The 20697-nt window shown below is 69.6% G+C and carries 20 protein-coding genes; 10 read left to right on the top strand and 10 right to left on the bottom strand.

The features are described from left to right. Positions 1 to 4 precede the first annotated feature (4 nt). From ACIA03_RS19040 to ACIA03_RS19025, 4 genes are all read left to right on the top strand, one after another. Positions 5 to 907 carry a MerR family transcriptional regulator gene (locus tag ACIA03_RS19040; RefSeq protein ID WP_396985315.1) on the top strand — a complete coding sequence of 301 codons (903 nt, stop codon included), beginning with the start codon at positions 5 to 7 and terminating at the stop codon, positions 905 to 907. A 103-nt stretch (positions 908 to 1010) separates the two neighbouring features. Further along, on the top strand, positions 1011 to 1394 hold the full coding sequence (locus ACIA03_RS19035; RefSeq protein WP_396985314.1) for a DoxX family protein: 384 nt from the start codon (positions 1011 to 1013) through the stop codon (positions 1392 to 1394). A 552-nt stretch (positions 1395 to 1946) separates the two neighbouring features. Further along, the gene (locus ACIA03_RS19030) at positions 1947 to 3221 is read left to right on the top strand and encodes a DUF222 domain-containing protein (protein ID WP_396985313.1); all 1275 of its coding nucleotides are present in this window, start codon (positions 1947 to 1949) and stop codon (positions 3219 to 3221) included. Positions 3222 to 3433: 212 nt separating this feature from the next. After that, positions 3434 to 5653, top strand: a complete 2220-nt coding sequence (locus ACIA03_RS19025; RefSeq protein ID WP_396985310.1) for an MBL fold metallo-hydrolase — start codon at positions 3434 to 3436, stop codon at positions 5651 to 5653. Positions 5654 to 5665: 12 nt separating this feature from the next. On the opposite strand, the gene ACIA03_RS19020 is transcribed toward ACIA03_RS19025, so the two are convergent. The 6 genes from ACIA03_RS19020 to ACIA03_RS18995 form a co-directional block, all read right to left on the bottom strand. Then, complete coding sequence (locus ACIA03_RS19020) at positions 5666 to 6436, bottom strand: enoyl-CoA hydratase/isomerase family protein (protein ID WP_396985308.1); 771 nt, start codon at positions 6434 to 6436, stop codon at positions 5666 to 5668. An 87-nt stretch (positions 6437 to 6523) separates the two neighbouring features. After that, entirely contained in the window at positions 6524 to 7216 is a 693-nt protein-coding gene (locus ACIA03_RS19015; RefSeq protein ID WP_396985306.1) for a hypothetical protein, read from the bottom strand. Positions 7217 to 7297: 81 nt separating this feature from the next. Then, on the bottom strand, positions 7298 to 7471 hold the full coding sequence (locus ACIA03_RS19010; protein ID WP_396985304.1) for a hypothetical protein: 174 nt from the start codon (positions 7469 to 7471) through the stop codon (positions 7298 to 7300). Next, a complete protein-coding gene (locus ACIA03_RS19005) occupies positions 7471 to 7944 on the bottom strand; it encodes a nucleotidyltransferase domain-containing protein (RefSeq protein ID WP_396985302.1) in 474 nt (157 codons plus the stop codon). Before ACIA03_RS19005 ends, ACIA03_RS19010 begins: the two co-directional genes overlap by 1 nt. A gap of 12 nt (positions 7945 to 7956) precedes the next feature. Next, positions 7957 to 9300: an ATP-binding protein gene (locus tag ACIA03_RS19000; protein WP_396985300.1), complete on the bottom strand. Its 1344-nt coding sequence runs from the start codon at positions 9298 to 9300 to the stop codon at positions 7957 to 7959. Beyond that, entirely contained in the window at positions 9297 to 9974 is a 678-nt protein-coding gene (locus tag ACIA03_RS18995; protein WP_396985298.1) for a response regulator transcription factor, read from the bottom strand. Before ACIA03_RS18995 ends, ACIA03_RS19000 begins: the two co-directional genes overlap by 4 nt. A gap of 79 nt (positions 9975 to 10053) precedes the next feature. Here ACIA03_RS18995 and ACIA03_RS18990 point away from each other — a divergent pair, with 79 nt between their 5' ends. Then, a complete protein-coding gene (locus tag ACIA03_RS18990) occupies positions 10054 to 10386 on the top strand; it encodes a PepSY domain-containing protein (protein ID WP_396985296.1) in 333 nt (110 codons plus the stop codon). 13 nt (positions 10387 to 10399) lie between these two features. Then, a complete protein-coding gene (locus ACIA03_RS18985; protein ID WP_396985294.1) occupies positions 10400 to 11167 on the top strand; it encodes a hypothetical protein in 768 nt (255 codons plus the stop codon). 49 nt (positions 11168 to 11216) lie between these two features. On the opposite strand, the gene ACIA03_RS18980 is transcribed toward ACIA03_RS18985, so the two are convergent. Next, a complete protein-coding gene (locus ACIA03_RS18980) occupies positions 11217 to 13109 on the bottom strand; it encodes a right-handed parallel beta-helix repeat-containing protein (RefSeq protein ID WP_396985292.1) in 1893 nt (630 codons plus the stop codon). A 223-nt stretch (positions 13110 to 13332) separates the two neighbouring features. On the opposite strand from ACIA03_RS18980, the gene ACIA03_RS18975 reads away from it, so the two are divergent. Then, the gene (locus tag ACIA03_RS18975; protein WP_396985290.1) at positions 13333 to 14097 is read left to right on the top strand and encodes a FadR/GntR family transcriptional regulator; all 765 of its coding nucleotides are present in this window, start codon (positions 13333 to 13335) and stop codon (positions 14095 to 14097) included. Between the two features lie 22 nt (positions 14098 to 14119). Here ACIA03_RS18975 and ACIA03_RS18970 read toward each other — a convergent pair whose 3' ends face one another. The 3 genes from ACIA03_RS18970 to ACIA03_RS18960 are packed head-to-tail and all read right to left on the bottom strand — an operon-like array spanning position 14120 to position 17268. Next, complete coding sequence (locus tag ACIA03_RS18970) at positions 14120 to 14992, bottom strand: carbohydrate ABC transporter permease (RefSeq protein ID WP_396985288.1); 873 nt, start codon at positions 14990 to 14992, stop codon at positions 14120 to 14122. After that, on the bottom strand, positions 14989 to 15966 hold the full coding sequence (locus tag ACIA03_RS18965) for a carbohydrate ABC transporter permease (RefSeq protein ID WP_396985286.1): 978 nt from the start codon (positions 15964 to 15966) through the stop codon (positions 14989 to 14991). The genes ACIA03_RS18970 and ACIA03_RS18965 overlap by 4 nt, the downstream gene beginning before the upstream one ends. Before the next feature lie 39 nt (positions 15967 to 16005). Further along, positions 16006 to 17268: an ABC transporter substrate-binding protein gene (locus tag ACIA03_RS18960; protein ID WP_396985284.1), complete on the bottom strand. Its 1263-nt coding sequence runs from the start codon at positions 17266 to 17268 to the stop codon at positions 16006 to 16008. 215 nt (positions 17269 to 17483) lie between these two features. On the opposite strand from ACIA03_RS18960, the gene ACIA03_RS18955 reads away from it, so the two are divergent. Genes ACIA03_RS18955 through ACIA03_RS18945 form a run of 3 tightly spaced genes read left to right on the top strand, consistent with a single transcriptional unit; the run spans position 17484 to position 20691 of the window. After that, complete coding sequence (locus ACIA03_RS18955; protein ID WP_396985282.1) at positions 17484 to 18470, top strand: hydroxyacid dehydrogenase; 987 nt, start codon at positions 17484 to 17486, stop codon at positions 18468 to 18470. Positions 18471 to 18496: 26 nt separating this feature from the next. Continuing rightward, a complete protein-coding gene (locus tag ACIA03_RS18950; RefSeq protein WP_396985280.1) occupies positions 18497 to 19942 on the top strand; it encodes a hypothetical protein in 1446 nt (481 codons plus the stop codon). Next, on the top strand, positions 19942 to 20691 hold the full coding sequence (locus tag ACIA03_RS18945) for a sugar phosphate isomerase/epimerase family protein (protein WP_396985278.1): 750 nt from the start codon (positions 19942 to 19944) through the stop codon (positions 20689 to 20691). The genes ACIA03_RS18950 and ACIA03_RS18945 overlap by 1 nt, the downstream gene beginning before the upstream one ends. Positions 20692 to 20697: the final 6 nt, after the last annotated feature.

The raw sequence follows: 20697 nt of genomic DNA, 5'->3' as shown, positions 1-20697 counted from the left end.
CCAGATGTACACCATCAAGCACGCGGCGCAGCAGGTCGGCATCACCACGGCGACGCTCCGCGCGTGGGAGCGCCGCTACGGGGTCATCGCTCCGCACCGGTCCGAGAGCGGCTACCGCCTGTACGGCGACCACGACGTCGCCGTGCTCCGCTCGATGAAGGACCTGGTGGACCAGGGCTGGTCGGCCGCCCTCGCCGCGGCGGAGGCGGTCCGGCTCGACCGCGCACAGCCCGCTCCGGGCACGGCCGTGGAGGCCACGGGCTCCGGAGCCCCGACGCACCCCTCCTCCGATCTCGCGGAGCGGATGACCAGCGCCGCGGCGGCGCTCGACACCACCGACCTGGCCGTGACCCTGGACCAGGTGTTCGCTCTCAGCAGCTTCGAGGCGGTGATGACCGACCACGTCTTTCCCGCCTTGGAGAAGCTCGGCGACGCCTGGGCCGACGGCCGGGTCAGCGTCGCCGGCGAACACCTGGCCTCGAACGCGGTGATGCGCCGCCTGGCCGTCGCCTACGAGGCGGCCGCCGCCTACGGTCGCGGGCCCCGCATCGCTCTCGGAACAGCACCCCTCACCCGGCACGAGATCGGTCTCCTCGCCTTCGCCGTCACCGCCCGGCGACACGGCATGGACACCGACTACCTGGGCGCCGACCTTCCCGTCGAGGACTGGCTCGGCGTCATCGACGAACCCGCTCTCGCCGCCGTGGTGCTCGCGATCCCCACCACCGCCGACATCCCAGCCACCGCAGCGGTCGTCACCGCCATCTGCGACCGCCGCCCCGGTCTCGTCGTCGCCGTCGGCGGAGCACAGCAGGACCACGCACCCGAGTCAGCCGTCCGCCTGGGCCACGACATCGTCGCCGGCGCGAAGGCGCTGGCGGACGCGATCGCTCGGCAGCAACGCTGAGCGCCCGTCGGGTTGCGACCGCCCCGACTCACGCGCCGACGTGTCACACGGCATCAGGTCGTCTCGTCTCCAGTGGTGAACCCACAGACGAAGGAGAGAAACGATGCACGTCGCCCTTTGGATCACTGCCGGACTGCTGGCTCTCGTCGCCCTCGCCGGCGGCATCACCAAGACGTTCATGCCCCTGGACAAGCTGTCCCAGCACGACGGCGCCGCCTGGATCCGCGGCACCAGCCCGACCTTCGTCAGGACCCTCGGCGTACTCGAGATCCTGGCGGCGGTCGGCCTCGTCCTGCCCGCCGTGCTCGACATCGTGCCGGTCATGGTGCCCGTCACCGCAGCCTGCTGGATCGCCCTGATGGTCGGCGCGATGATCACCCACGGCCGCCTCGGCCAGGCGAAGCTGGTCATGGTCAACGTCGTCTACCTCGCGCTGGCGATCTTCATCGTCGTCGGGCGCTTCGGGCCGACGTCGTTCGCGGCCTGAACGGTGTCTTGTGGTTGGCGTGGGCCGCCGACCCGATCTCGAGGGTCTTCTCGCCGGACCCCGGAGTCAAGGACGGCCTGCGGCCGCCGGCTTCGCCAGCCGCTGCTGCAGCGACGTTGTGTGCCATGGACCGCTGATGCTCCGGTGGTCGAGCTTGTCGAGCCCCGTCTGTGTGGGGGCTGTTTCTTCGGGGTCGGTGTGGGCCGCCGACCCGATCTCGAGGGTCTCTCGATCTGGACCGGCGTCAAGGACGGGCCTTCGGCCCGCCGGCTTCGCCGGCCGCTTCGCGGTCCTGGACTCCGGACCAGATCGAGAAGAACTTGGCTGGCTATCGGGGCGGCGGCCCGGGTGTGGCCGCGGGAGAGTCTTGCGTGGAACGGGTGGTGTTGGTGGGGTGGAAGGCGTGGCCCTTCGGGCCACTTACCATCCACAGGGACGACACCGTTCACTCAATGCGAAAAGGGGGTTTGACCAGGAAAAATAGATGGTCAGACCGGCGGCCGAAGCGTAGAATCAGAACCATCACAGCACGCATCTGAGAGAGGAACGGCGATGAGTCTCGGCCGCTCGATCGACCACTGGGGCACCAACCCCGGGGATGCGATCGACGCTGCCCTGGCTGCCATCGAGTCCGCCCTCCACGACCTGCTCGCCACCGACCCGTCTTATTGGCGCATCGGGCAGAAGAAGGACCTGCTCGTGCGGCTGGAGAGGCTCCAGGCCCAGCAGGCCGCGTTGAAGCTCCGCGTCCTCGCTGCTGCCGGCGACATCGCCGAGGAGACCGGCGACAAGGACGCCTCGGGGTGGATGCGTGCTGAGCTCTTGATCGACAAAGGTACGGCGCGTTCGCAGATCAAGCTCGCCTCAGGGGTCGCCAAGTACGAGCGCGTCGCGGCCGGCCTGGCCGAGGGTGTCGTGTCCCTGGACAAGGCCCGGGTGATCACCCAGGCACTGGACAAGATCGATGCCGACCCGGTCGCCAGCCGTGAGGACCTGGTCCTGGCCGAGAAGCTGCTGGTCGAGTACGCCACCCGGCTGACCGCGAACGAGCTGCGGATCGTGGGGAAGCGGATCCTGGCCGAGATCGACCCGGTCCGGTTCGAGGACGCCGAAGCCAAAGCACTCCTGGCTGAAGAGGAACGGGCTCAGCAGAAGACCGCACTCCGAGTCTGGGACAACCACGACGGCACCCTCGGATTCGAAGGTGTGTTGCCGCTCTCGGTCGGGATGAGGTTCAAGAAGGCGGTCGAGGCCTACGCCCAGCCCCGCAAACAGCAACTCCTCGACAAGGGCGCGTCGTTGCCGCCCTGGGAACGGCTGATGGGGCAGGGGTTCTCACGGTTGTTGGAGACCCTCGACCCCGCCAGGCTGCCCCGCCACGGTGGCGACGCCACCACGATCAACGTGGTCATCTCCCTCGAGGAGCTCCGCAAGGACCTCGGCATCGCGACCCTCGGTTATGACGAGACCAACGGCACCACGATCAGCGCCGCTGAGGCCCGCCGGATGGCGTGCAACGCCACCATCATCCCCTGGGTCCTGGGTGGTGACAGTGAGGTCCTCGACGCCGGCCGGGCCAGCAGGCTCTTCCAACCCATCCAACGCAAAGCACTCCGGCTCCAGCAGAAGTGCTGCCAAGCCGAAGGCTGTGACGTGCCCCCGGAGTGGTGCGACGCCCACCACCTCGACCCCTGGGCCGCCGGCGGCAAGACCAACCTCAAAGACGGCGCACTGCTCTGTCTCCATCACCACCGGCTGGCCCACAACCCCGCCTACGTCCATGAACGGCTGCCGGATGGCACCATCCGGTTCACCCGCCGCCCCTGAACCCCGGGAAGATCATTCCGGTCCCGGCGCATCGCCCGCTCAACACCGCACAGGACTGACCGCAAGAGCGTGAGACATCGGTGTGACCACCGTCATACCGAAGGCGCATCACGTCAGTCCGAAACGGGCTTGGACGCGTGTTCCGCACCGTTCCTAGGCTGCCGATCCGGGGACCTCCTCTCCAGGGAGGGCCATCGCGGAGAGGCAATCGCATGGGTATGGAGTTCGATCGGCGCTCGCTCTTCAAGGTCGGCGCCAGCGTGGCCGGCGGCGGCACTCTGGCGGTAAGCGGAGCCGGGGTCCAGCAGCCGGCGCACGCCCTCCCCGAGCGGAGGCTCGAGCGCAACGGGGTGGCGACCGGATTCGTCATCGGCGAGCCCAAGGTCGTCGACCAGGGCACCCAGGCGGTCGTCGAGGTCCCGGTGCTGGCCGAGGGCGGCCACCGGCTTGCGGTGACCCAGCGCGTACGTCCCAGCGCGGCCGAGCAGATCGCGGCCGGCATCGCAGTGGGCACCCTCGTCGACTTCGTGGTCAGGCGTGGCGAGGTCGTCGTCGACGACGACCAGACCCAGCCGTTCCACACCGTGCTGACCAAGTCGGCCAGGCCCGTGTTCGCGACCCAGAGATACGGGCCCGAGCTCGCCCCACGCGAGGGTCGCGCCGGTGCGATGGTCGCCGCCGGCTGGGTCTACGCCAAGCGCGGCCGGACGATCACGATCGGCGACGGGCGGGTGCTCACCGAGGACATCGGCGGCCGCCCGCTTCCCCGGCCGAGCAAGCGTTATGAGGAGACCTACCGGGTCGCGGGCGACGTCGAGGTCTATCGCGTGGACACGACGAGCTGGGCAGCCTCAACGCCGTCGACGTTCGCCGCGGTCCCGGTGACTAAGGACTACGCCTACAGCACGACCGAGCGGCAGGCCGCGTTCGTCGTCTTCGACCGCGACTTCCGCGACGCCGACGACGCCCGGGTGCGTCAGATCTTCTACTTCACGCCGCAGGACGTCTCCGACGGCAAGCCCGTATGGGACGTACCCACGCAGAGTGACCTGCTCACCGACAAGGGCGTCGACCCGGTCTCAGGGCAGCGCTACGTGGACATCGTCGCCACCGGCGTCGCCGCGGCGCCCTACACCCGTAGCACCGAGCCCTTCGAGATCGTGCCCGACACGTTCTACTTCGTCGGCGACAACGAGGTGTCCTGCTACCTGTTCAACACCGACATGGGCACCCGGGACCCGCGCGACGGCCGGCTCGTGCTCCTGGACACCGGCTGGCCCAACAGCGGCTACCAGTACTGGAAGAACATCGAGGCGATGGGCTTCGACCCGCGCGACATCGACGACATCATCATGGCTCACGGCCACGTCGACCACTACGGCACCACGGTCGAGCTGGTCACCATGATCGAGAACGCCGGTGGCGCGGTGCGGCTGCACTCCCCGCGCGAGGACATCGTCGGCCTGGGCCAGGACGCTGTGGGCAACACCTGGAACCTCCCGCCGGCGTTGCCCGCCACCGAGACCCTGATCCGGGAGCGCAGCGACTTCCTCGTCTACGAGGAGTGGATGGACTTCGGCAACGTACGCCTCATGCCGCTGTGGTCTCCTGGCCACACCCCCGGGTCGGCCTCGTTCGTGTTCGAGGTGAAGAACCCTCGCGACGGCAAGCGGCTGACCTTCGGCTACATGGGCGGCTACGGCTGGAGCTCCAAGACCGTGACCCCGACGAACGGCTGGCAGCGGCTCGGCTTCCCCTACAACCTCGCCTGGCTCCAGCAGCGCGTCGCGCCGGACTACGTCACCGGCCAGCACGCCAACCAGTTCCCGCTGGTCGAGATCTACCAGGCGCTCAAGGCCTACAACAACGACCCCGCCAACAGCGACCGCCAGCTGACGATGCTGGATGCGATGGTCCCCGGAGAGTGGGTGAACTACCTGGAGAGGAGGTATGCCACCGCCACCAACGCGATCGCCGACACCCAGCCCGGCTATCAGAGCATCGAGACCTACGGTCCGTTCAAACCCGGCCGCGAGAACGGCGCCCGGGACGTACGCGTCCGGCTGGTCGACGGCGGCCGGGTCCAGCACGGCTACGACCGCGCCCTCAACCGCAACCCGCTGATCCCGCTCCTGGCCGACGGCATCAACATCAAGATCGACAGCTTCGTGCACGACCCCGACGGCTGGTACGTCCAGTTCGAGCTCGACGTCCTCGACTCCTACGGTGGCTTCCTCCCCGGCGTCGGCCCCGTCGAGTCCATCCGTCCCGAGGTGACCGAGATCCTGCGTACGCAGCGGTTCGGCAGCCGCGCGGAGGCCGAGGCCGTGCTCGCCACCGTCAGGGCCGGCGGCACCTACCGGGTCGATCTGACCCCGGCCAGCGCGATCGTCATCCCCACCGACGGGACTCCCGTCTTCGAATCCGACTGACGACGCGCTGCCTCAGCACCCGAGCACGGCGCGGAGCCGGCCCACCTGGGCGGTGCGCTCGGCGAGACGCTGCTCATCGAGGCTCCGGCTCGACGCAGCCGCCAAGAGCTCGTGCGTACGCCTCACCGCGGTCGCATCGTGGGCGAGGAGCGAGGCGACCAGGCCGGTGAGCGTGGCGTCCAGCTCGGCCGCGGGCACCACGCTCTGCGCGAGCCCGATCCGCTCGGCCTCGGCGGCGCCCACCTGGCGCGCGGTGGCACAGATCTCCAGCGCGCGCGAGTAGCCCACGGCTTCGACCAACGGCTTCGTGCCGGCCAGGTCGGGAACCAGCCCCAGCGCGGGCTCCTTCATGCAGACCCAGGCGTCCGCGGCCATGATCCGCAGGTCACAGGCCAGCGCCATCTGGAATCCGGCCCCGATGGCGTACCCGTCGATGACGGCGATCGAGATGAACCTCGGGTCGGCCAGCGCCACGAACGGGCGCTGGTACTCCCCGATCAGGTCGATGACCTCCTGGTCACTGCGCGCCAGCGTCGCAACCAGGCTGCCGTCGACGTCGGTCTGCCCCGGGTCGACCAGCGACAGGTCCAGCCCCGCCGAGAACGTCCCACCGGCCCCACGCACCACCACGACCCGGACCTCGTCCGGAAGCGACTCGAGGAACCCCGCGATCGCCGCCCACATCGCCGGATGCTGGGCGTTGCGTACGTCAGGACGGTCCAGCAGCACGGTGGCGACCGCACCGTCGATGCTCAGGTCCACACCTGGTTCGTTCGTTTTCATGGCTATCCCTTCGGGCAGGTCTACGTCAGGCGACGCGTCGCACCAACGTAGAGGACCGTCCACGTCCCCGTGACCGCAGCTCGAGGGTCAGCCGGGAGTGTCGACGAACACGCGGCCCATGGCGAAGATGCCGCGCTGAGGGATCCAGAAGTCACCGAGGCGCGCCTGCTGCGGCAGTGGCGCCGGCCGGCCCGCATCCGTGCCGTTGATCGTCGCCACCGAGTCGACGACCCGCCAGATCCGGAGTGGGTTGGCGTCGAACGGGAGACCGTTCGCGGTGAGCCCCGTCATCGAGACCTTGCCCACTCCGAGGGTGGCCGACGCCATCGCGCCCATCGCCTTGAGCATGGCGGTCGAGCGCCAGGCCGCCAACGGCATCGCGCCGCCCATCGCGTTCATCACTCGCGTCATCGGCGATGCCGCCAGGGTGAGCTGCCAGTCCACGTGGCCCTCGGCTCTCACGTGCAGCTGTCGGGGACCGTCCCAGGTCACGTCGATCGGGACGACGACAGACTCCTGGACGCCATGGCCGAACCATCGCGAACACGCGAACTGCGGCTGCGCCGACTCGTAGAAGCGCCAGGCCCCGTCCGGGTCGCGGTGCCAGATGGAGGTGAACTGCTCCCCCACGGACGACGCGGTCCACCGACGCAGTCCGAGCACGTGTCCCGACTCGAAGGTCTGGCCCATCACGCCGTAGCCGGCGACGCGCTCCTCCGACCCCGGCGGCAGCTGCGGGTGTCGCTCGGACTCCTCGGCGTACTCACGCGGTGGCTTCATCTTCACAGGCTAGACCTCTCGGGCCGCGCCGTCTCGCTCCAGGAGCGCGACGATGCGCCAGCGGTCTACGCACAGCGCCGATCAGTCGACGTCGCCGACAGTCGTCTCAGCCTCCCCAAAGAGATGTTGGAGCGACATCTCCCACGCTGGCAGGTCGCGAGCGAGTGTCAACCAGGTGAGCTCCCGGTTGATCTCGTCAATCCGAACGAGCCATGCCTGGATATGCAGTACCTCTTTGGCTCCCTTGAGATCCATCAGAGCAGCACCGCATCGTTTCGGACGTCATCGTCCAGGCGCGGCTTCAGGCCGGCGTAGTCGACCAGGTCGATCTCCCGACCGAGCACCTGCTCGATCACCTTCTTGAACCGAAGAAACCCGAACGACGACGTTCCCTCTGGAGACTCGACAATGAGGTCGATGTCGGAATCGAACCGCGCCTCACCGCGAGCGACCGACCCGAACACCGCGAGTCTGCGGTAGCCCGCGTCCTCCGCAACGCTCCTGAGGACCGGTCCAGCGGCCTCGATCAGGAATGCGGGGTGAAGCCCCGCAAGATCGTGCGCCACCTTCAACTGCTGACTGACCGCCGGCTGGCTCACCCCGAGCTCAGCAGCGATGTCGCGTTGACTCATCCCGGACGCCACCATCGCCCGGAGAGCAAGTCCACGCCGAAGCCGCGCGACCTCTTCATCATGTCGCGCTTGGCGGTATGCGGCCAACACGGTCATAAGGAAACCTTATCAACTCACGGGCGAGGCAACCACCAGGCGTACGCAGGTGCGGCCGTCGAAGCGCTCGACGTCGACCGAGCCTCCGTGGGCCCGTGCGATCTCACGCACAATCGTCAGGCCGAGACCGGGGTCTGCGGACCGCGGCCAGAAGTCCTGCGGGAGGCTGTCGCCCTCGTCGGTGACCGTGACGACAGAGCCGTCCGGTCCACCAACGACCGCGACCTCGATGTCGCCGGCGCCGTGCCGGATCGCGTTGTCGACGAGGTTCGACAGCGCCCGGTCGAGGCGGGTGGCGTCGCCGAGGACCTCGACAGGTCGCGGCGCCGCCAGCTCGATGCACCGGCTTCCGGCGGCCACCCGGAACCGCTCCACGACCCGGGCGGCCAGGTCCACCAGGTCGACCGGACGCGACTCGATCGGCAGGGCAAGGTCCCCGGAGCCGGCGCGCTCGAGAAGCTCCTCGGCCAGCGCGATCAGGCGGCGCACCTCGTCGTCGACGGACGACAGCGCCAGCCTCAGCTCCTCGGGCGTCCTCGGCCGAGCCAGCGCGAGCTCGATCTCGGTGAGGATCAGCGCGAGCGGCGTACGCAGGTCGTGGCTGGCATCGGCCACGAACCGGCGCTCGCGCTGCAGGCCGTCGTCGAGCCGCTCGATCATGGCGTTGAGGGTGAGCGCGAGCCGGCGCAGCTCGTCGTCGGCCGCCGGGACCGGGAGCCGCTCGCCGGCGCTGCGCGCCGAGATCGTCGCCGCACGGGCGCGCATCCGCTCGATCGGCCGCAGTCCCGCACCGGCGACCAGATAGCCGAGTCCGCCCGCCACGGCCAGGGCGAGCGGTCCGGCGATCAGCAGCTGGTTGCGCAGGGTGGTGAGGGCCTCGTCGGCATCCTGCCGCGACGTACCGACGACCAGGTAGTCCTCCCCGACCCGCCTGACCAGCAGGACGAGACGCTCCCGCTCCGGGTCGCGTCGTCCCGCCGCTGCCGCATCGTCGTCGAGGACCGTCGCCGTCCGCTCCCGCCAGCCCGACCGGCCGGCGGACCGCAGCGAGGCAGCATCCAGGAGCGGATCCGCGACGAGCCGCGACGAAGCCCGTACGTCACCCCGCGGACCGATCACCTGGGCATGCACCTCTCCGCCGAGGCCGGCGACGGCCGCAGACCGGTCGCTGTCCGGCTCCGCCTCGAGCCGGTCGGCCTCCGCGGCGACCGAGTCGCGCAGCCGGTCCTCCAACGCGTCGCTCACCCGCACCTGGACCAGGACGCCGAGGCCGGTGATCGCGAAGCCGGTCGCGGCCAGGAAGGCGAGCGCGACCCGGATCCGCAGCGGCCACCGCGCCGGGGGCCAGCCCCTCACGACGGCTCCGCGACGAGTCGGTAGCCCACGCCGCGTACGGTCTGCAGGGTGCTCACGCCGAAGGGCCGGTCGATCTTCGCGCGCAGGTAGCGCACGTAGACGTCGACGACGTTGGAGGTGACGTCGTGGTGGTCGCCCCAGGCCAGCGCGAGCAGCTGCTCACGGGTGAGGACCTGGTCGCGCCGGCGCATGAGGGCCTCCAGGAGGGTGAGCTCCCGGGTCGAGAGCGACAGCTCGGTCTCCCCGCGCCAGACCCGCCGCTCGGCCGGGTCCATGCGCAGCCCGCCGACCTCCAGCAGCACCGGTCGCGGCACCGGGCCACGCCGGGCGAGAGCACGCATCCGGGCCAGCAGCTCCTGGAACGCGAACGGCTTGGCCAGGTAGTCGTCGGCACCGCTGTCCAGGCCGGCGATCCGGTCCGCCACCGCGGTGCGCGCGGTCAGCATCAGGATCGGCGTCCACACCCGCGCCGTACGCAGCCGGCGGCAGACCTCGAACCCGTCGATGTCGGGCAGCATGACGTCCAACAGCATGACGTCGTACTCGCCGCCGCGTGCCGAGGCGAGCGCCTGCGTACCGGTTCCGACGGAGTCGACCACACCGCCGCGCTCGGTGAGCCCACGGGCGACCAGCGCGGCGAGCTTCTCCTCGTCCTCGACCAGCAGCACCCGCACATGCTCATGCTAGGTCCGCGGATGAGCGTCGGATGAGAGACTCATCCGCTCCTCATCCGGCCGCCGTAGCGTCGATGGCATGAACACGAACCCCACCCGCAAGCGCATCGCCGTGGTCCTCGCGGCCTCGGCAGTGGTCACCGCCGGGACCGTCGGCGCGGCCCGCGCCCTGTCCGGCGACGACGACACGCACGAACAACCCATCCCGACCTCCGAACGCGACCGGGCCGAGCAGGCCGCCCTGGAGGAGACCGGCGGCGGCACCGTCACCGGCACCGAGGTCGACGACGAGGAGAGCAAGTACGAGGTCGAGGTCACCCTCGACAACGGCCACCAGGTCGACGTCCAGCTCGACGAGAGCTTCCAGGTCGTCGGCACCGACGGCGATGACGACTCCGGCTCCGACGACTGACCCGGGACGTACGATGCCTCGCCTGTCCCTCGCCCTCGTCGGATGCCTCCTGGTGGCCACCGGGTGTGGTGCCCGGAGCGATGCGCTCCCGCAGTCCGACGACCAGGTCGAGCTCGAGCCGGCCGAGTTCACCACCGACATCACGAACCCCTGGTTCCCGCTCGAGCCGGGAACCCGCTGGACCTACCGCGAGACCACCGAGGACGGTGAGGTCGCCGATGTCGTCGTCACCGCCACCTCGGTGACCCGCGAGATCGCCAACGGCGTCACCGCCCGGGTCGTACGCGACACCGTCACCCTCGACGGCGAGATCGCCGAGGACACCTTCGACTGGTACGCCCAGGACGAGGACGGCACGGTCTGGTACCTCGGCGAGGACACCGCGGAGTTCGAGGACGGCGAGATCGCCACCCGCGACGGATCCTTCGAGGCCGGCGTGGACGACGCGCAGGCGGGAGTGATCATGCCCGCCTCGCCCGAGGTCGGGATGACCTACCGGCAGGAGTACTCCCAGGGCGAGGCCGAGGACAACGGCGAGGTCCTCGCGCTCGGCCGGCACGCCCGCGTCCCCGCCGGCGAGTACGACGACCTGGTCAAGACCGCCGACACCACCCCGCTCGAGCCCGATGTGCTGGAGCACAAGTACTACGCACGAGGTGTCGGGCTCGTCCTCACGATCGACAAGGGGGCCGGCGGTCGCGAGGAGCTGCTCGCGGTCACGCACGTCTCCCCCGCGCAGGCCCGCCGCGCCGGGGAAGCACCGCTGGGCGAGACGTACTGAACGCGGGCCCGGCGCGACGCGCCGGGCCCGCGATGTCACGGTGCGGTCCTCAGGAGCGGGCCGCCTCGATCTGGGCGCTCACGTCGTAGGGGAACTCCGAGGTGATGCCGATCTTGTCGTACTCCATCTTCGAGGCGTCGAACCCGTCGTTCCAGTTGCCGTTGGTGACCTCGTTGCACTGGTAGGACTGGTAGGACTGGTCCGTGGTGGCACCGACCTCGATGTTGGTGAAGGAGAAGCCGCAGCCACCGGCGTCCATGTGGATGCCGCGGGTGCCGGAGTCGGGCATCTCCCCGACCGGGTCGGTCAGCACGTCGCCGATCACCATCTGCTCCACCGTGTTCTTGACCGGGTGGGGATCCTGGTTGGCCACGCCGTAGGTGTAGAACGCGCCCATGTCGCCGGAGTCCAGGCCCGCGTTCTGGATCTCGATGTAGCGGAAGGTGTTGTTGTCGGTGTACTGCTCGCCGTCGATCACCTCCGGGCGCGACTCCAGGCTGATGCCGTACCGCGCGGAGTGGTTGACGAAGACGTTCTCGACCAGGTTGTCGCCGGTGTCCATCAGCTCGATCCCGGACGCGTCGCCGGGAACCAGCTCACCGATGTGGTCGATGAACACGTTGGAGATCGTGTGCCCGTGGCTCAGGTCGCCCTCACCGGGCCAGCCACCCTCGACCTTGATCGCGTCCGCGCCGATGTTCTCGAACCAGCTGTTGGTCACCTTCAGGCCCTCGTTGGCGAAGAGCGCGTAGACACCCATGAACCCGGTGTCGGAGACGTGCAGGTTGGTCAGCGTGACGTCCTTGGTGTTCTCGAGGGTGATCGCACCGAACCGGTTGCGCGGCATCTCGATCTGGCGGTCGTACTCGGGATACTTGTGCGGCTCGCCCGAGTCGCCTGCCGAGATCCACCCCGAGCGGTACCAGTCGACGAAGTCGCTGTGCTGGATCCCGATCCCGTCGAAGGTGATGTCGTGCGCCCGTCGCTCCGGAGTCGCGCCCTTCACGTCGATCAGCTTCTTCACCGTGGGCGCCATGATCCGCACCTTGCTGATGTCGCCCTTCGGCTTGTAGTAGACCTCGTTGTTCGCGTAGTCGAAGTAGTACTCGCCGGCCTGGTCGAGGAACGGCAGGGCGTTCTGGATGAAGTAGCGCGAGCCGCCACCGCTGTTGACGAGGGCGTAGCGCGTCCAGTACTTCAGCGTGGTGAAGCCCTTGCGGTAGTCGGCCCCGCCGATCGGCACGATGTCGGTGAACCAGCTCCACGAGCCGCCGGACCAGACCGTCAGCTGGGCGTTGGCCAGCGGGTTGCTGGTCGCCGTGTCGTCCCATGCCGGGTCCCAGTCGCCCTCCTCCCAGTACAGCCACTGCCGCACGGCCTCCTTCTCGGGCTCACCGAGACGGGAGAAGAGGTACGGCCCGTGGGAGTCCACCGACCCCCGGTTGGGGTAGCGGGCGACCTCGGCGCGCGCACCGTCCTCGAACAGCGTGTAGAAACGCTGGCCCGGCTCGACCTTGGTCTTGTAGATCCCGTCGCGGAACGGCTCCCATCCGGTCAGCTCCTTCGCACCGGTCAGAACCGCCTTGCCGGGTCCATCCACCGAGCGATAGACCACATCGTGGCCGTTGCTGCCACTGTCGCGGTCGTCGAGCTCGAGGGTGGAGTCGACCTGGTACTCACCGGCCCGGACGTTGACCGTGACGTCGCAGCCCATCTGGGCATTGAGCTTCTTGTCGCGGATCTCGTCGCGGGCCCGCTCCAGCGTCGCGAACGGCTCCGTCTCCGAGCCCGCGGCCTTGTCGTCACCGTCGGGCGCGACCCAGACGGCCTTGCACTTTCCTCCCGCCGCGTCGGCGGTTCCTGTGGTGACCGCGAAGCCGGTGGCCGCGACGACTGCCGCCGCGGCCAGCGCGCCCAGGCGGCGCGCCATTGGTTGCTGCATGGTCCGTTCCCTTCTCTATGGGGGCGGAGCGCCCGGCGAGAGGCAGGACCAGCACCGAAGGTGGCCGGGCGGCCTCCGAGACGAGCTCCGTGTGACATACGCCACGCTCCAAGCGTGATGTCATACATATGATGTGTCAAGTCATGCCTGCATGATGAGATGTTTCACCCGCGGCCACCGAGGACACCCTCCGGGCGACGTACGATGTCCTACACTTCGCGGTATGCCGCAACCGCTCTCCCGCACCACCACGGTCCTTGCTCAGCCACGTGATCGGCAGCCGATGCTCGGGGTGGTGGTCGTCGACGAGCTCGTCGACGCGATCGTCTCCGGACGCCTGGCTCCGGGCGACGCGCTGCCGCCCGAGGGACCGCTCAGCGAGCAGTTCGGCGTGAGCCGCACCGTCGTCCGCGAGTCCGTGAAACGCATCGAGGAGAAGGGCCTGGTCACGATCGCGCGCGGGCGCGGCACCGAGGTGCGCCCGATGACGGCGTGGAACACGATGGACCGGGTGGTGCTCACCGCCCTGATCAAGCACGACGAGACGCTGGGTATCCTCGACGAGCTCAGCGTCGTCCGGGCACAGCTCGAGTCGGTGATGGCGGCGGAGGCCGCCCAGCGACGCTCCGACGAGCAGGTGGCCGAGCTGGAGCAGGCGATGCAGCGGATGCGGGAGAGCACCGCCGACGAGGAGGTCTTCCGCGCCGCCGACGTGGCCTTCCACGAGACCGTCATGGACATCTCCCGCAACAGGCTGGCCAGCAACATCGCGCGCACGCTCATGGACCGGGCGCTGGAGAGCTCGCGCTACCACGGGGTGGACACCCCCGACGCGTTCGCGGTGACCCTGCACGAGCACGAGGCCGTCCTGGCCGCGATCTCCGAGGGCGACGCGGTCCGGGCTCAGGACGCGATGAACGGCCACATCCTCGAGGCGTGGCGCCGCCGCAGGCTGCCCCTGTCCGACGCCGGCGGCCGCGACGACTGACCCACAGGCGAGCACGGCGAGGTCAGCCCTTGACCGCCCCTGCGGCCAGACCGCTCATCACCCAGCGCTGGGTGAGCACGAAGATCACCAGGATCGGCAGCACGGCGAGCAGCAGCGTGGGGAACACCTGCGTGTAGTCGGCGGAGTACTCCCCCACCGATGCGTAGACGCCGGTCGTGACCGTGTAGAGGCCGGACCCCGGACCCAGGATGAGCTGCGGGCTGGCGAAATCGTTCCACACGCTCAACGTGTTCAAGATGAACACGGTCGCCAGGATCGGCTTCATGAGCGGCAGGATGATCGTCCACAACGTGCGGTAGGGGCCGGCGCCGTCGATCGCGGCGGCCTCGTCGAGCGATGCGGGCAGCATGCGGATGAACCCGGTGAAGACGAAGATCGTGAACGGCACCGTCGCCGACGCCATGAAGAGCACCAGTCCGGGGAACGTCGACATCAGCCCGAGGGTCCGGAGCACGAAGATCACCGGCACGAGGATCACCTGGGTCGGGATGAACATGCCCGAGATGAAGAACAGCAGCGCAGCACCGAACACCGGCCGTGGGGAGCGCGCGATGACGTACGCCGCCGGTGCGCACACGCCGATGGAGACCACGTTGACGCAGACGACCAGTCCGATCGTCACGGCGTAGCCGAACGCGATGTCGAAGTCCGGGTTGTTCCAGGCTGCGACGATGTGCTCGAGCGTGAGCTGGCCCGGCGACAGCGAGAACGGCCTGCTGACGATGTCGCGCTGGTCCTTGAACGCGTTGACGACCAAGAGGTACATCGGCACCAGCATCAGCAGGCACAGGGCCGACACCGCGGCGTACCAGAACGGGGTACGCCACTCCCCGGTCAGGCTCCGGCGAGCCGTGATCGCTCGCAGGGCGCTCATGCCTGGGCCCCCTCGTCGTGACGGCGGCGCAGCGCGAGCACGCCGAAGGCGAGGATCGCGGCCACGAGGATGAGTACGACGGCCTCGGCCGAGGCGAGCCCGACCTGGCGCTTGGGGAACTCCACGGCGAGGATCTGGTAGGCGAAGGTCTTCGTGGACCCCGCCGGCCCACCGCCGGTCAGGGAGACGACGACGTCGTAGGTCTTGAGCAGCGAGATCATCGAGGTGATCAGAGCCACCGTCACCGAGGGCGCGAGCGCCGGCCAGGTGACGTGGCGGAAGGTCTGCCAGCGGTTGGCGCCATCCATGCGCGAGGCCTCCAGAAGCTCGGCGGGCACGGCCTGGAGCCCGGCGAGGTAGATGAGCAGCTGGACGCCGAACTGCGCCCAGGCGATGACGACGATCAGGGTGGCGAGCGCCCAGGTCTCGTCGCTGAGGAACGGGAGCGGGCTGCTGCCCAGGCTCTCCAGCAGCGAGTTGACCGCACCCTGCGGGCCCAGCATCGCTGACCAGAGGAAGCCGACGACGATCAGGCTGAGCACGTGGGGGTAGAACATGACCACCCGGGCGAACGCGGTGAAGCGGGTCGTACGCCACAGCAGCAGGGCCAAGCACAGCGCGGCGGCGTTGACCGCCAGCGAACCCGCGACCGCGACGACGGCGGTCACCACCATGGAGCCCCGGACGTCGGCGGTCTCGAAGATCCTGACGTAGTTGTCGAGGCCGACGATCTCCGGGGTCTGGGTCGGGAAGCCGTTGTAGTCGGTGAAGCTGTAGTAGACGGCGTAGCCGACGGGGACGACGAGGAGGCCGACGAAGACCACCAGGGCAGGCAGCACCATCGAGGCCTCCACCCATCCCGAGGTGCGCGGGCGGGAGCCCGAGGGCCGGCCGGCCGCCCGGCCCGGCACGGTCCCGCCCCTCCGCGGCAGGTCCGCTGCCGCGGGAGGCTTGTCGGTGGTGTTGGCGCTCATGAGTGCCATCGTCGTCCCCCTCGTCGTGGCCCCGAAGGGTCAGCCATTCTGCTCGGCCCAGTCGTCGAGCGCCTTCGCGGCATCCGCGGGGCTGGTCCCGGTGTAGAGGCTCTGGACGATCTCGGTGAACTTGTCGTTGAGGCCGACAACGGGCAGGCGGATGTCACCCGCACCCTCACCCACCGCCACGAGCTCCGGGGCGTCGTCGATGATCGCCTGGATCTCCGCCGCGACCGGGGACTGCTCCACGGCAGCGCCGGCACGGAACACGCCGTCGGCGGTCAGCTGGCTCTCGATCGCGGCCTCGTCGGTCACCAGATACTCGACGAGCTGGAGGGCCGCGTCGGAGCGCTCGCTACCGGCGTAGACCATGTAGGGGCTGGCCATGGTGGCGCCCTGCGGGCCGGGGTAGGCCATGCCCTCGTCCACCGGCGGGGAGAAGACACCCACCTCGAAGGGGAGGTCGCCCGCGTTGTCCAGGCTGGCGACGAGCCAGCTCCCGAGCGGGTACATCCCGACCTTGCCGTCCATGAAGTTGGCGTCGGCGGTGGTCGGGTCGAGGCCGACGTCGGACTTCTTGATGTAGCCGTCGCCCAGCCAGGTGGCGTAGTGCTCGAACATCGGCTCGAAGGCGTCACCGAGGGTCAGCTTCCCGTCGGCGACGGTCGACTGCCACTCGGGCTGCTCGGTGTTGAGGGTGGGGTGCCACAGCTGCTGGAGCTGGAGGCCGGTCTGCCACTGGCCCGCGGTCTGCAGCGGGGTGTAGCCGGCGTCGGCGAGCTTGCCGAGCGCGGCGTCGAACTCGTCCCAGGTCTGCGGCGTGGCCTTGATGCCGGCCTTCTCGAAGGCCGTCTTGTTGTAGTAGACGAGCGACTGCGCCTGGGAGCCGACACCGGCGACCAGCCGCTTGCCGTCGATGGCGTACGTGTCGACCATCGGGGTGTCCTCGACCCAGCTCTCGTCGGAGAGGTCGAGCACCTCGGGGGCGATCTGATCGTCCGGGAAGATCGACTGCACCACGTCGGGAGCGGTGCCTGCCGCGAGCTGGGAACTGAAGGTCTCGCTCACGTTGGTGCCGGTCGGGCCCTCGATCTTGACGTCGATGCCCGTCTCGTCCTCGAAGGGCTTCACCAGGTCGTTCCAGAAGTCCTTGGTGAGGTTGTCGGTCAGGTTGACCAGCACTCGCACCTCCTTGCTGTCCTCGCCGCTGTCGGCGCCGTTGCCGCCGCAGGCCGCGGTCGCGATCAGGGGGACGAGAACCGCTGCGACAGCACCCACCCTCCACATGCGTCGTGTCTCCACAGGAGTCTCCGTTTCGTCGTCCGCCGATCTCTCCGACGGAGGTTGTTCGTGGGGATCCTGGCGATGCGAGCTGCCGACCACCAGGATTAGGAAAGCGCTATCCCGGGCACTAACGTGACGAAGATAACACATATGATGTTTAAATGGGCAAGCCCCGTTCTCGACATTTCTGAAACGGTCCAACCAGCCTCGACAACACCGAGAGGAGCCGCCTCGTGCGTGCCGCCTTCGCCATGACTCCCGACCTTCAGCATCGGTTCTTCGATGCCACCCTGCTGGCCGAGCTGAGCGACCTCGTGGACATCGATGCCGACACCGTGCTGACGTCCTACGACGACTCGTCCGCCGTCGGGGTGGAGGTTCTCATCACGGCCTGGGGCACGCCCACCATCGACGCGGCGGCGCTCACCCGGATGCCGCGTCTGCGGGCCGTCGTCCATGCCGCGGGCTCGGTGAAGTACTTCCTCTCCCCCGCAGCCTGGGAGCGCGACCTCCTGGTCACGTGCGGCGTGGAGCCCAACGCCCGCCCGGTCGCCGAGTACGCCCTGGCCGCCGTGCTGTGGGCGACGAAGTCGGTCCTGCCGCTGACCGAGCGGTTCCGCGCCGAGCGCGCGACGCCCGACCTCACCGTCGACGACACCATCGACGGGGCGTACGGCACGACCGTCGGCCTCCTGGGCGCCTCGGCGACCGGGCGGGCCCTGATCGAGCTGCTCGCGCCGTTCGACATCCCGGTGTTGGTCAGCGACCCGACGATCGACGCGGCTCAGGCCGCCGAGCTGGGTGCGGAGCTCGTCGGCCTCGAGCAGCTCTTCGAGCGCTCGCGGGTCGTCTCGCTCCACGCCCCGCTGCTGCCGCAGACCCGGCACCTCGTCGACGCCCGCCTGCTCGGGCTGATGGGCGACGGCACGACCCTGATCAACACCGCACGGGGTGGCATCGTCGACCACGACGCGCTCCGCGCCGAGCTCGTGTCGGGGCGCCTGCGGGCCGTCCTGGACGTCACCGAGCCGGAGCCGCTCCCCGCCGACGACCCGATGTGGAACCTGCCCAACGTCACCCTGACCCCGCACGTCGCCGGCTCGCAGGGCAGTGAGCTGCGCCGCCTCGGCCGCGCCGCCGTCGACGAGGTGCGCGCCCTGATCGACGGCCGGCCGCCCCTGCACCCGGTCGACCCCGCCACCCTGGCCACCAGCGCATGACCGCCTTCCCGAAACCGGAGACCCACGTGACCACCCCCACCCCTGCGCCCGACCTCGCCCACCTCACCCGCTGGTTCCTGACCTGGGTCACCGACGAAGGGGCGATCAACGGCTTCCACAACCACAGCGTGTGGGGCACGAACCCGGCAACCTTCCTGGACTGGACCAGCGGCCACGCCGCCTTCTCCGCGCCCGCGCTCGGCGCCCTCGCGCAGCTACTCGCGGCACGGCCCGACGACCGGGCCGCCGAGGTCTGGCGTCGGATGATGCGCTTCCAGAGCAACGCCCTGCAGGACGACGACCAGTACAAGCACGTCGGCTTCCAGGTCGGCGAGTCCGCCACCACCGGCCTGATCCACAACGCCACCGGCAGCATCGGCCTCCTCCTCGGGCTCAAGCACGCCCGGCACCTGCTCGACGACGCCGAGGTCGACCGCATCGTCGAGGTGGTGCGTCGCAACCTGGTCGCCCTCCACTCCTTCGGCGGCGGCCGCCCGGCCGAGGACGGCACCTGCAACCAGGAGTACGCCCGGGTGTGGGTCAAGCTGCTGCTCGCCGAGGTGACCGGTGACGACAGCGGCCTGGCCGAGATCGGCGAGGACCTCGACGTCCTCATCTCTCGCCACCACGAGCCCGGTGTCCCCGACGCCGACTCCTCGGGCACCTGGCGGCAGGCGGAGGATCGGGTCGCCGGCGGGATCCTCGAGCCCGCGGAGTACTACGGCCTGATGATCATGCCGCTGCTGCTCGGTCACCTGCGCCTGGGCGAGCAGCGCTACCTCGACGAGGCGGTGCGGCTGTGCCGCCACGTCGCCCGCTCGGCATGGATCGACGCGGACGGCCAGACCCGGTTCCACCGCTACTGGTACGTCGCGCCGAGCACGACGCTGAAGAGCGACACCCCCATGCTGATCGCGGGCATGGGCCTGAGCCTGCACGGCATGCGCGAGGTGTGCCGGGTTCGACCCGACGCCGAGCTCGAGGAGTTCATGGCGCGCTGCCGGGCGACGTACTCGCACTATCAGGCGCCGGCCGGCTACTTCGCCTCGGCGACCCACTGGGGCACCGAGGCCGACGTGGCGCCGAGCACCGCCTGGCACGCCCACGACCTGGTGTTCCTCGCCGACGACGTCGAGGACCCGGGCCCCGACTTCTGGACCACGGTGCTCACCCCCGACGAGCGCCAGTCCGTGCTGATGACCAACCGCGCCGTGTGGGCCGAGTACGGCGCGCACTGGTGCATCCGCAGCCCGCTGACCGCCGGCGACCTCCACCTCTACGGCCGCAAGGACCGGGCCGTGTTCGGACGCGACTTCTTCGCCTGGACCGACAAGGAGCCCCTCGACGACGAGCTGCGCTACCCCGAGGCGCCCCTCTTCCTCGAGACCAACGACGGCATGCGTCGCGTGGACACGTCCGACCGCCCGACGGACGTCTCCACGCTGGGCACGACCTACCACGGCGGGCTCTGATGCTGCGTCCTGGATTGTGCTCGGTCACCGCCCGTCATCTTCCGACGGACGAGGTGCTCGAGGCCGCCGCGAGCGCCGGTCTGGCCTGCATCGAGTGGGGCGCGGACGTCCACGCCCCGCCTACCGGCGACCTCCATGGTCTGGCCGAGGCGACCGCCGCCGCCGGGCTCGCCGTCGCCTCTTACGGCACTTACTGGCGGGCCACGCCGGACGACGACGGGAGCGCCCTCCTCGGCGCGGCCGGGGCATTGGGGTGCACGCGCCTGCGCATCTGGGCCGGCACCAAGGGTTCGGCCGAGACCTCCCCCGCCGAACGAGCCGCGGTCGTGGAACACGTACGGACGCTGGCCGAGGAGGCGGCCGGCCACGGTCTCGAGCTCGCCTTCGAGCATCACGACCTGACGCTCACCGACACCGTCGAGTCCACCCTGGACCTCCTCGCCGAGGTGGACCGGCCGAACGTCGGCACCTACTGGCAGCCTCGCGTCGGCGAACCGGCCGCGGTCGCCCTGGCCGGGCTGGCCCGGCTGCTCCCCCACGTACGTGCGGTGCACGCGTTCTCCTGGTGGCCGCGTCTGGAGCGCCTGCCGTTGCAGGCCCGCGCCAACCTGTGGCCACCAGCCCTGGAGATGCTCGCCGCGACCGGGCGGGCGACGGACGTCCTGCTGGAGTTCCTGCCCCACGACGACCTGTCGCTGCTCCCGAACGAGGCAGGACGCCTGCGCGAATGGATCGCACAGGCGTCCTGAGCCCGG

Source organism: Nocardioides sp. NPDC051685 (assembly GCF_044453405.1).
Classification (GTDB): Bacteria; Actinomycetota; Actinomycetes; order Propionibacteriales; family Nocardioidaceae; genus Nocardioides.
The sequence above is the reverse complement of the archived record's forward strand: the minus strand, read 5'-3'. Positions and strand labels throughout refer to the sequence as shown.

Excerpts from the sequence above, each read along its gene's own strand:
- ACIA03_RS19040 (WP_396985315.1), top strand. The coding sequence starts at position 5 with ATGTACACCATCAAGCACGCGGCGCAGCAGGTCGGCATCACCACGGCG.
- ACIA03_RS19035 (WP_396985314.1), top strand. The coding sequence starts at position 1,011 with ATGCACGTCGCCCTTTGGATCACTGCCGGACTGCTGGCTCTCGTCGCC.
- ACIA03_RS19030 (WP_396985313.1), top strand. The coding sequence starts at position 1,947 with ATGAGTCTCGGCCGCTCGATCGACCACTGGGGCACCAACCCCGGGGAT.
- ACIA03_RS19025 (WP_396985310.1), top strand. The coding sequence starts at position 3,434 with ATGGGTATGGAGTTCGATCGGCGCTCGCTCTTCAAGGTCGGCGCCAGC.
- ACIA03_RS19020 (WP_396985308.1), bottom strand. The coding sequence starts at position 6,436 with ATGAAAACGAACGAACCAGGTGTGGACCTGAGCATCGACGGTGCGGTC.
- ACIA03_RS19015 (WP_396985306.1), bottom strand. The coding sequence starts at position 7,216 with ATGAAGCCACCGCGTGAGTACGCCGAGGAGTCCGAGCGACACCCGCAG.
- ACIA03_RS19010 (WP_396985304.1), bottom strand. The coding sequence starts at position 7,471 with ATGGATCTCAAGGGAGCCAAAGAGGTACTGCATATCCAGGCATGGCTC.
- ACIA03_RS19005 (WP_396985302.1), bottom strand. The coding sequence starts at position 7,944 with ATGACCGTGTTGGCCGCATACCGCCAAGCGCGACATGATGAAGAGGTC.
- ACIA03_RS18990 (WP_396985296.1), top strand. The coding sequence starts at position 10,054 with ATGAACACGAACCCCACCCGCAAGCGCATCGCCGTGGTCCTCGCGGCC.
- ACIA03_RS18985 (WP_396985294.1), top strand. The coding sequence starts at position 10,400 with ATGCCTCGCCTGTCCCTCGCCCTCGTCGGATGCCTCCTGGTGGCCACC.
- ACIA03_RS18980 (WP_396985292.1), bottom strand. The coding sequence starts at position 13,109 with ATGCAGCAACCAATGGCGCGCCGCCTGGGCGCGCTGGCCGCGGCGGCA.
- ACIA03_RS18975 (WP_396985290.1), top strand. The coding sequence starts at position 13,333 with ATGCCGCAACCGCTCTCCCGCACCACCACGGTCCTTGCTCAGCCACGT.
- ACIA03_RS18970 (WP_396985288.1), bottom strand. The coding sequence starts at position 14,992 with ATGAGCGCCCTGCGAGCGATCACGGCTCGCCGGAGCCTGACCGGGGAG.
- ACIA03_RS18965 (WP_396985286.1), bottom strand. The coding sequence starts at position 15,966 with ATGAGCGCCAACACCACCGACAAGCCTCCCGCGGCAGCGGACCTGCCG.
- ACIA03_RS18945 (WP_396985278.1), top strand. The coding sequence starts at position 19,942 with ATGCTGCGTCCTGGATTGTGCTCGGTCACCGCCCGTCATCTTCCGACG.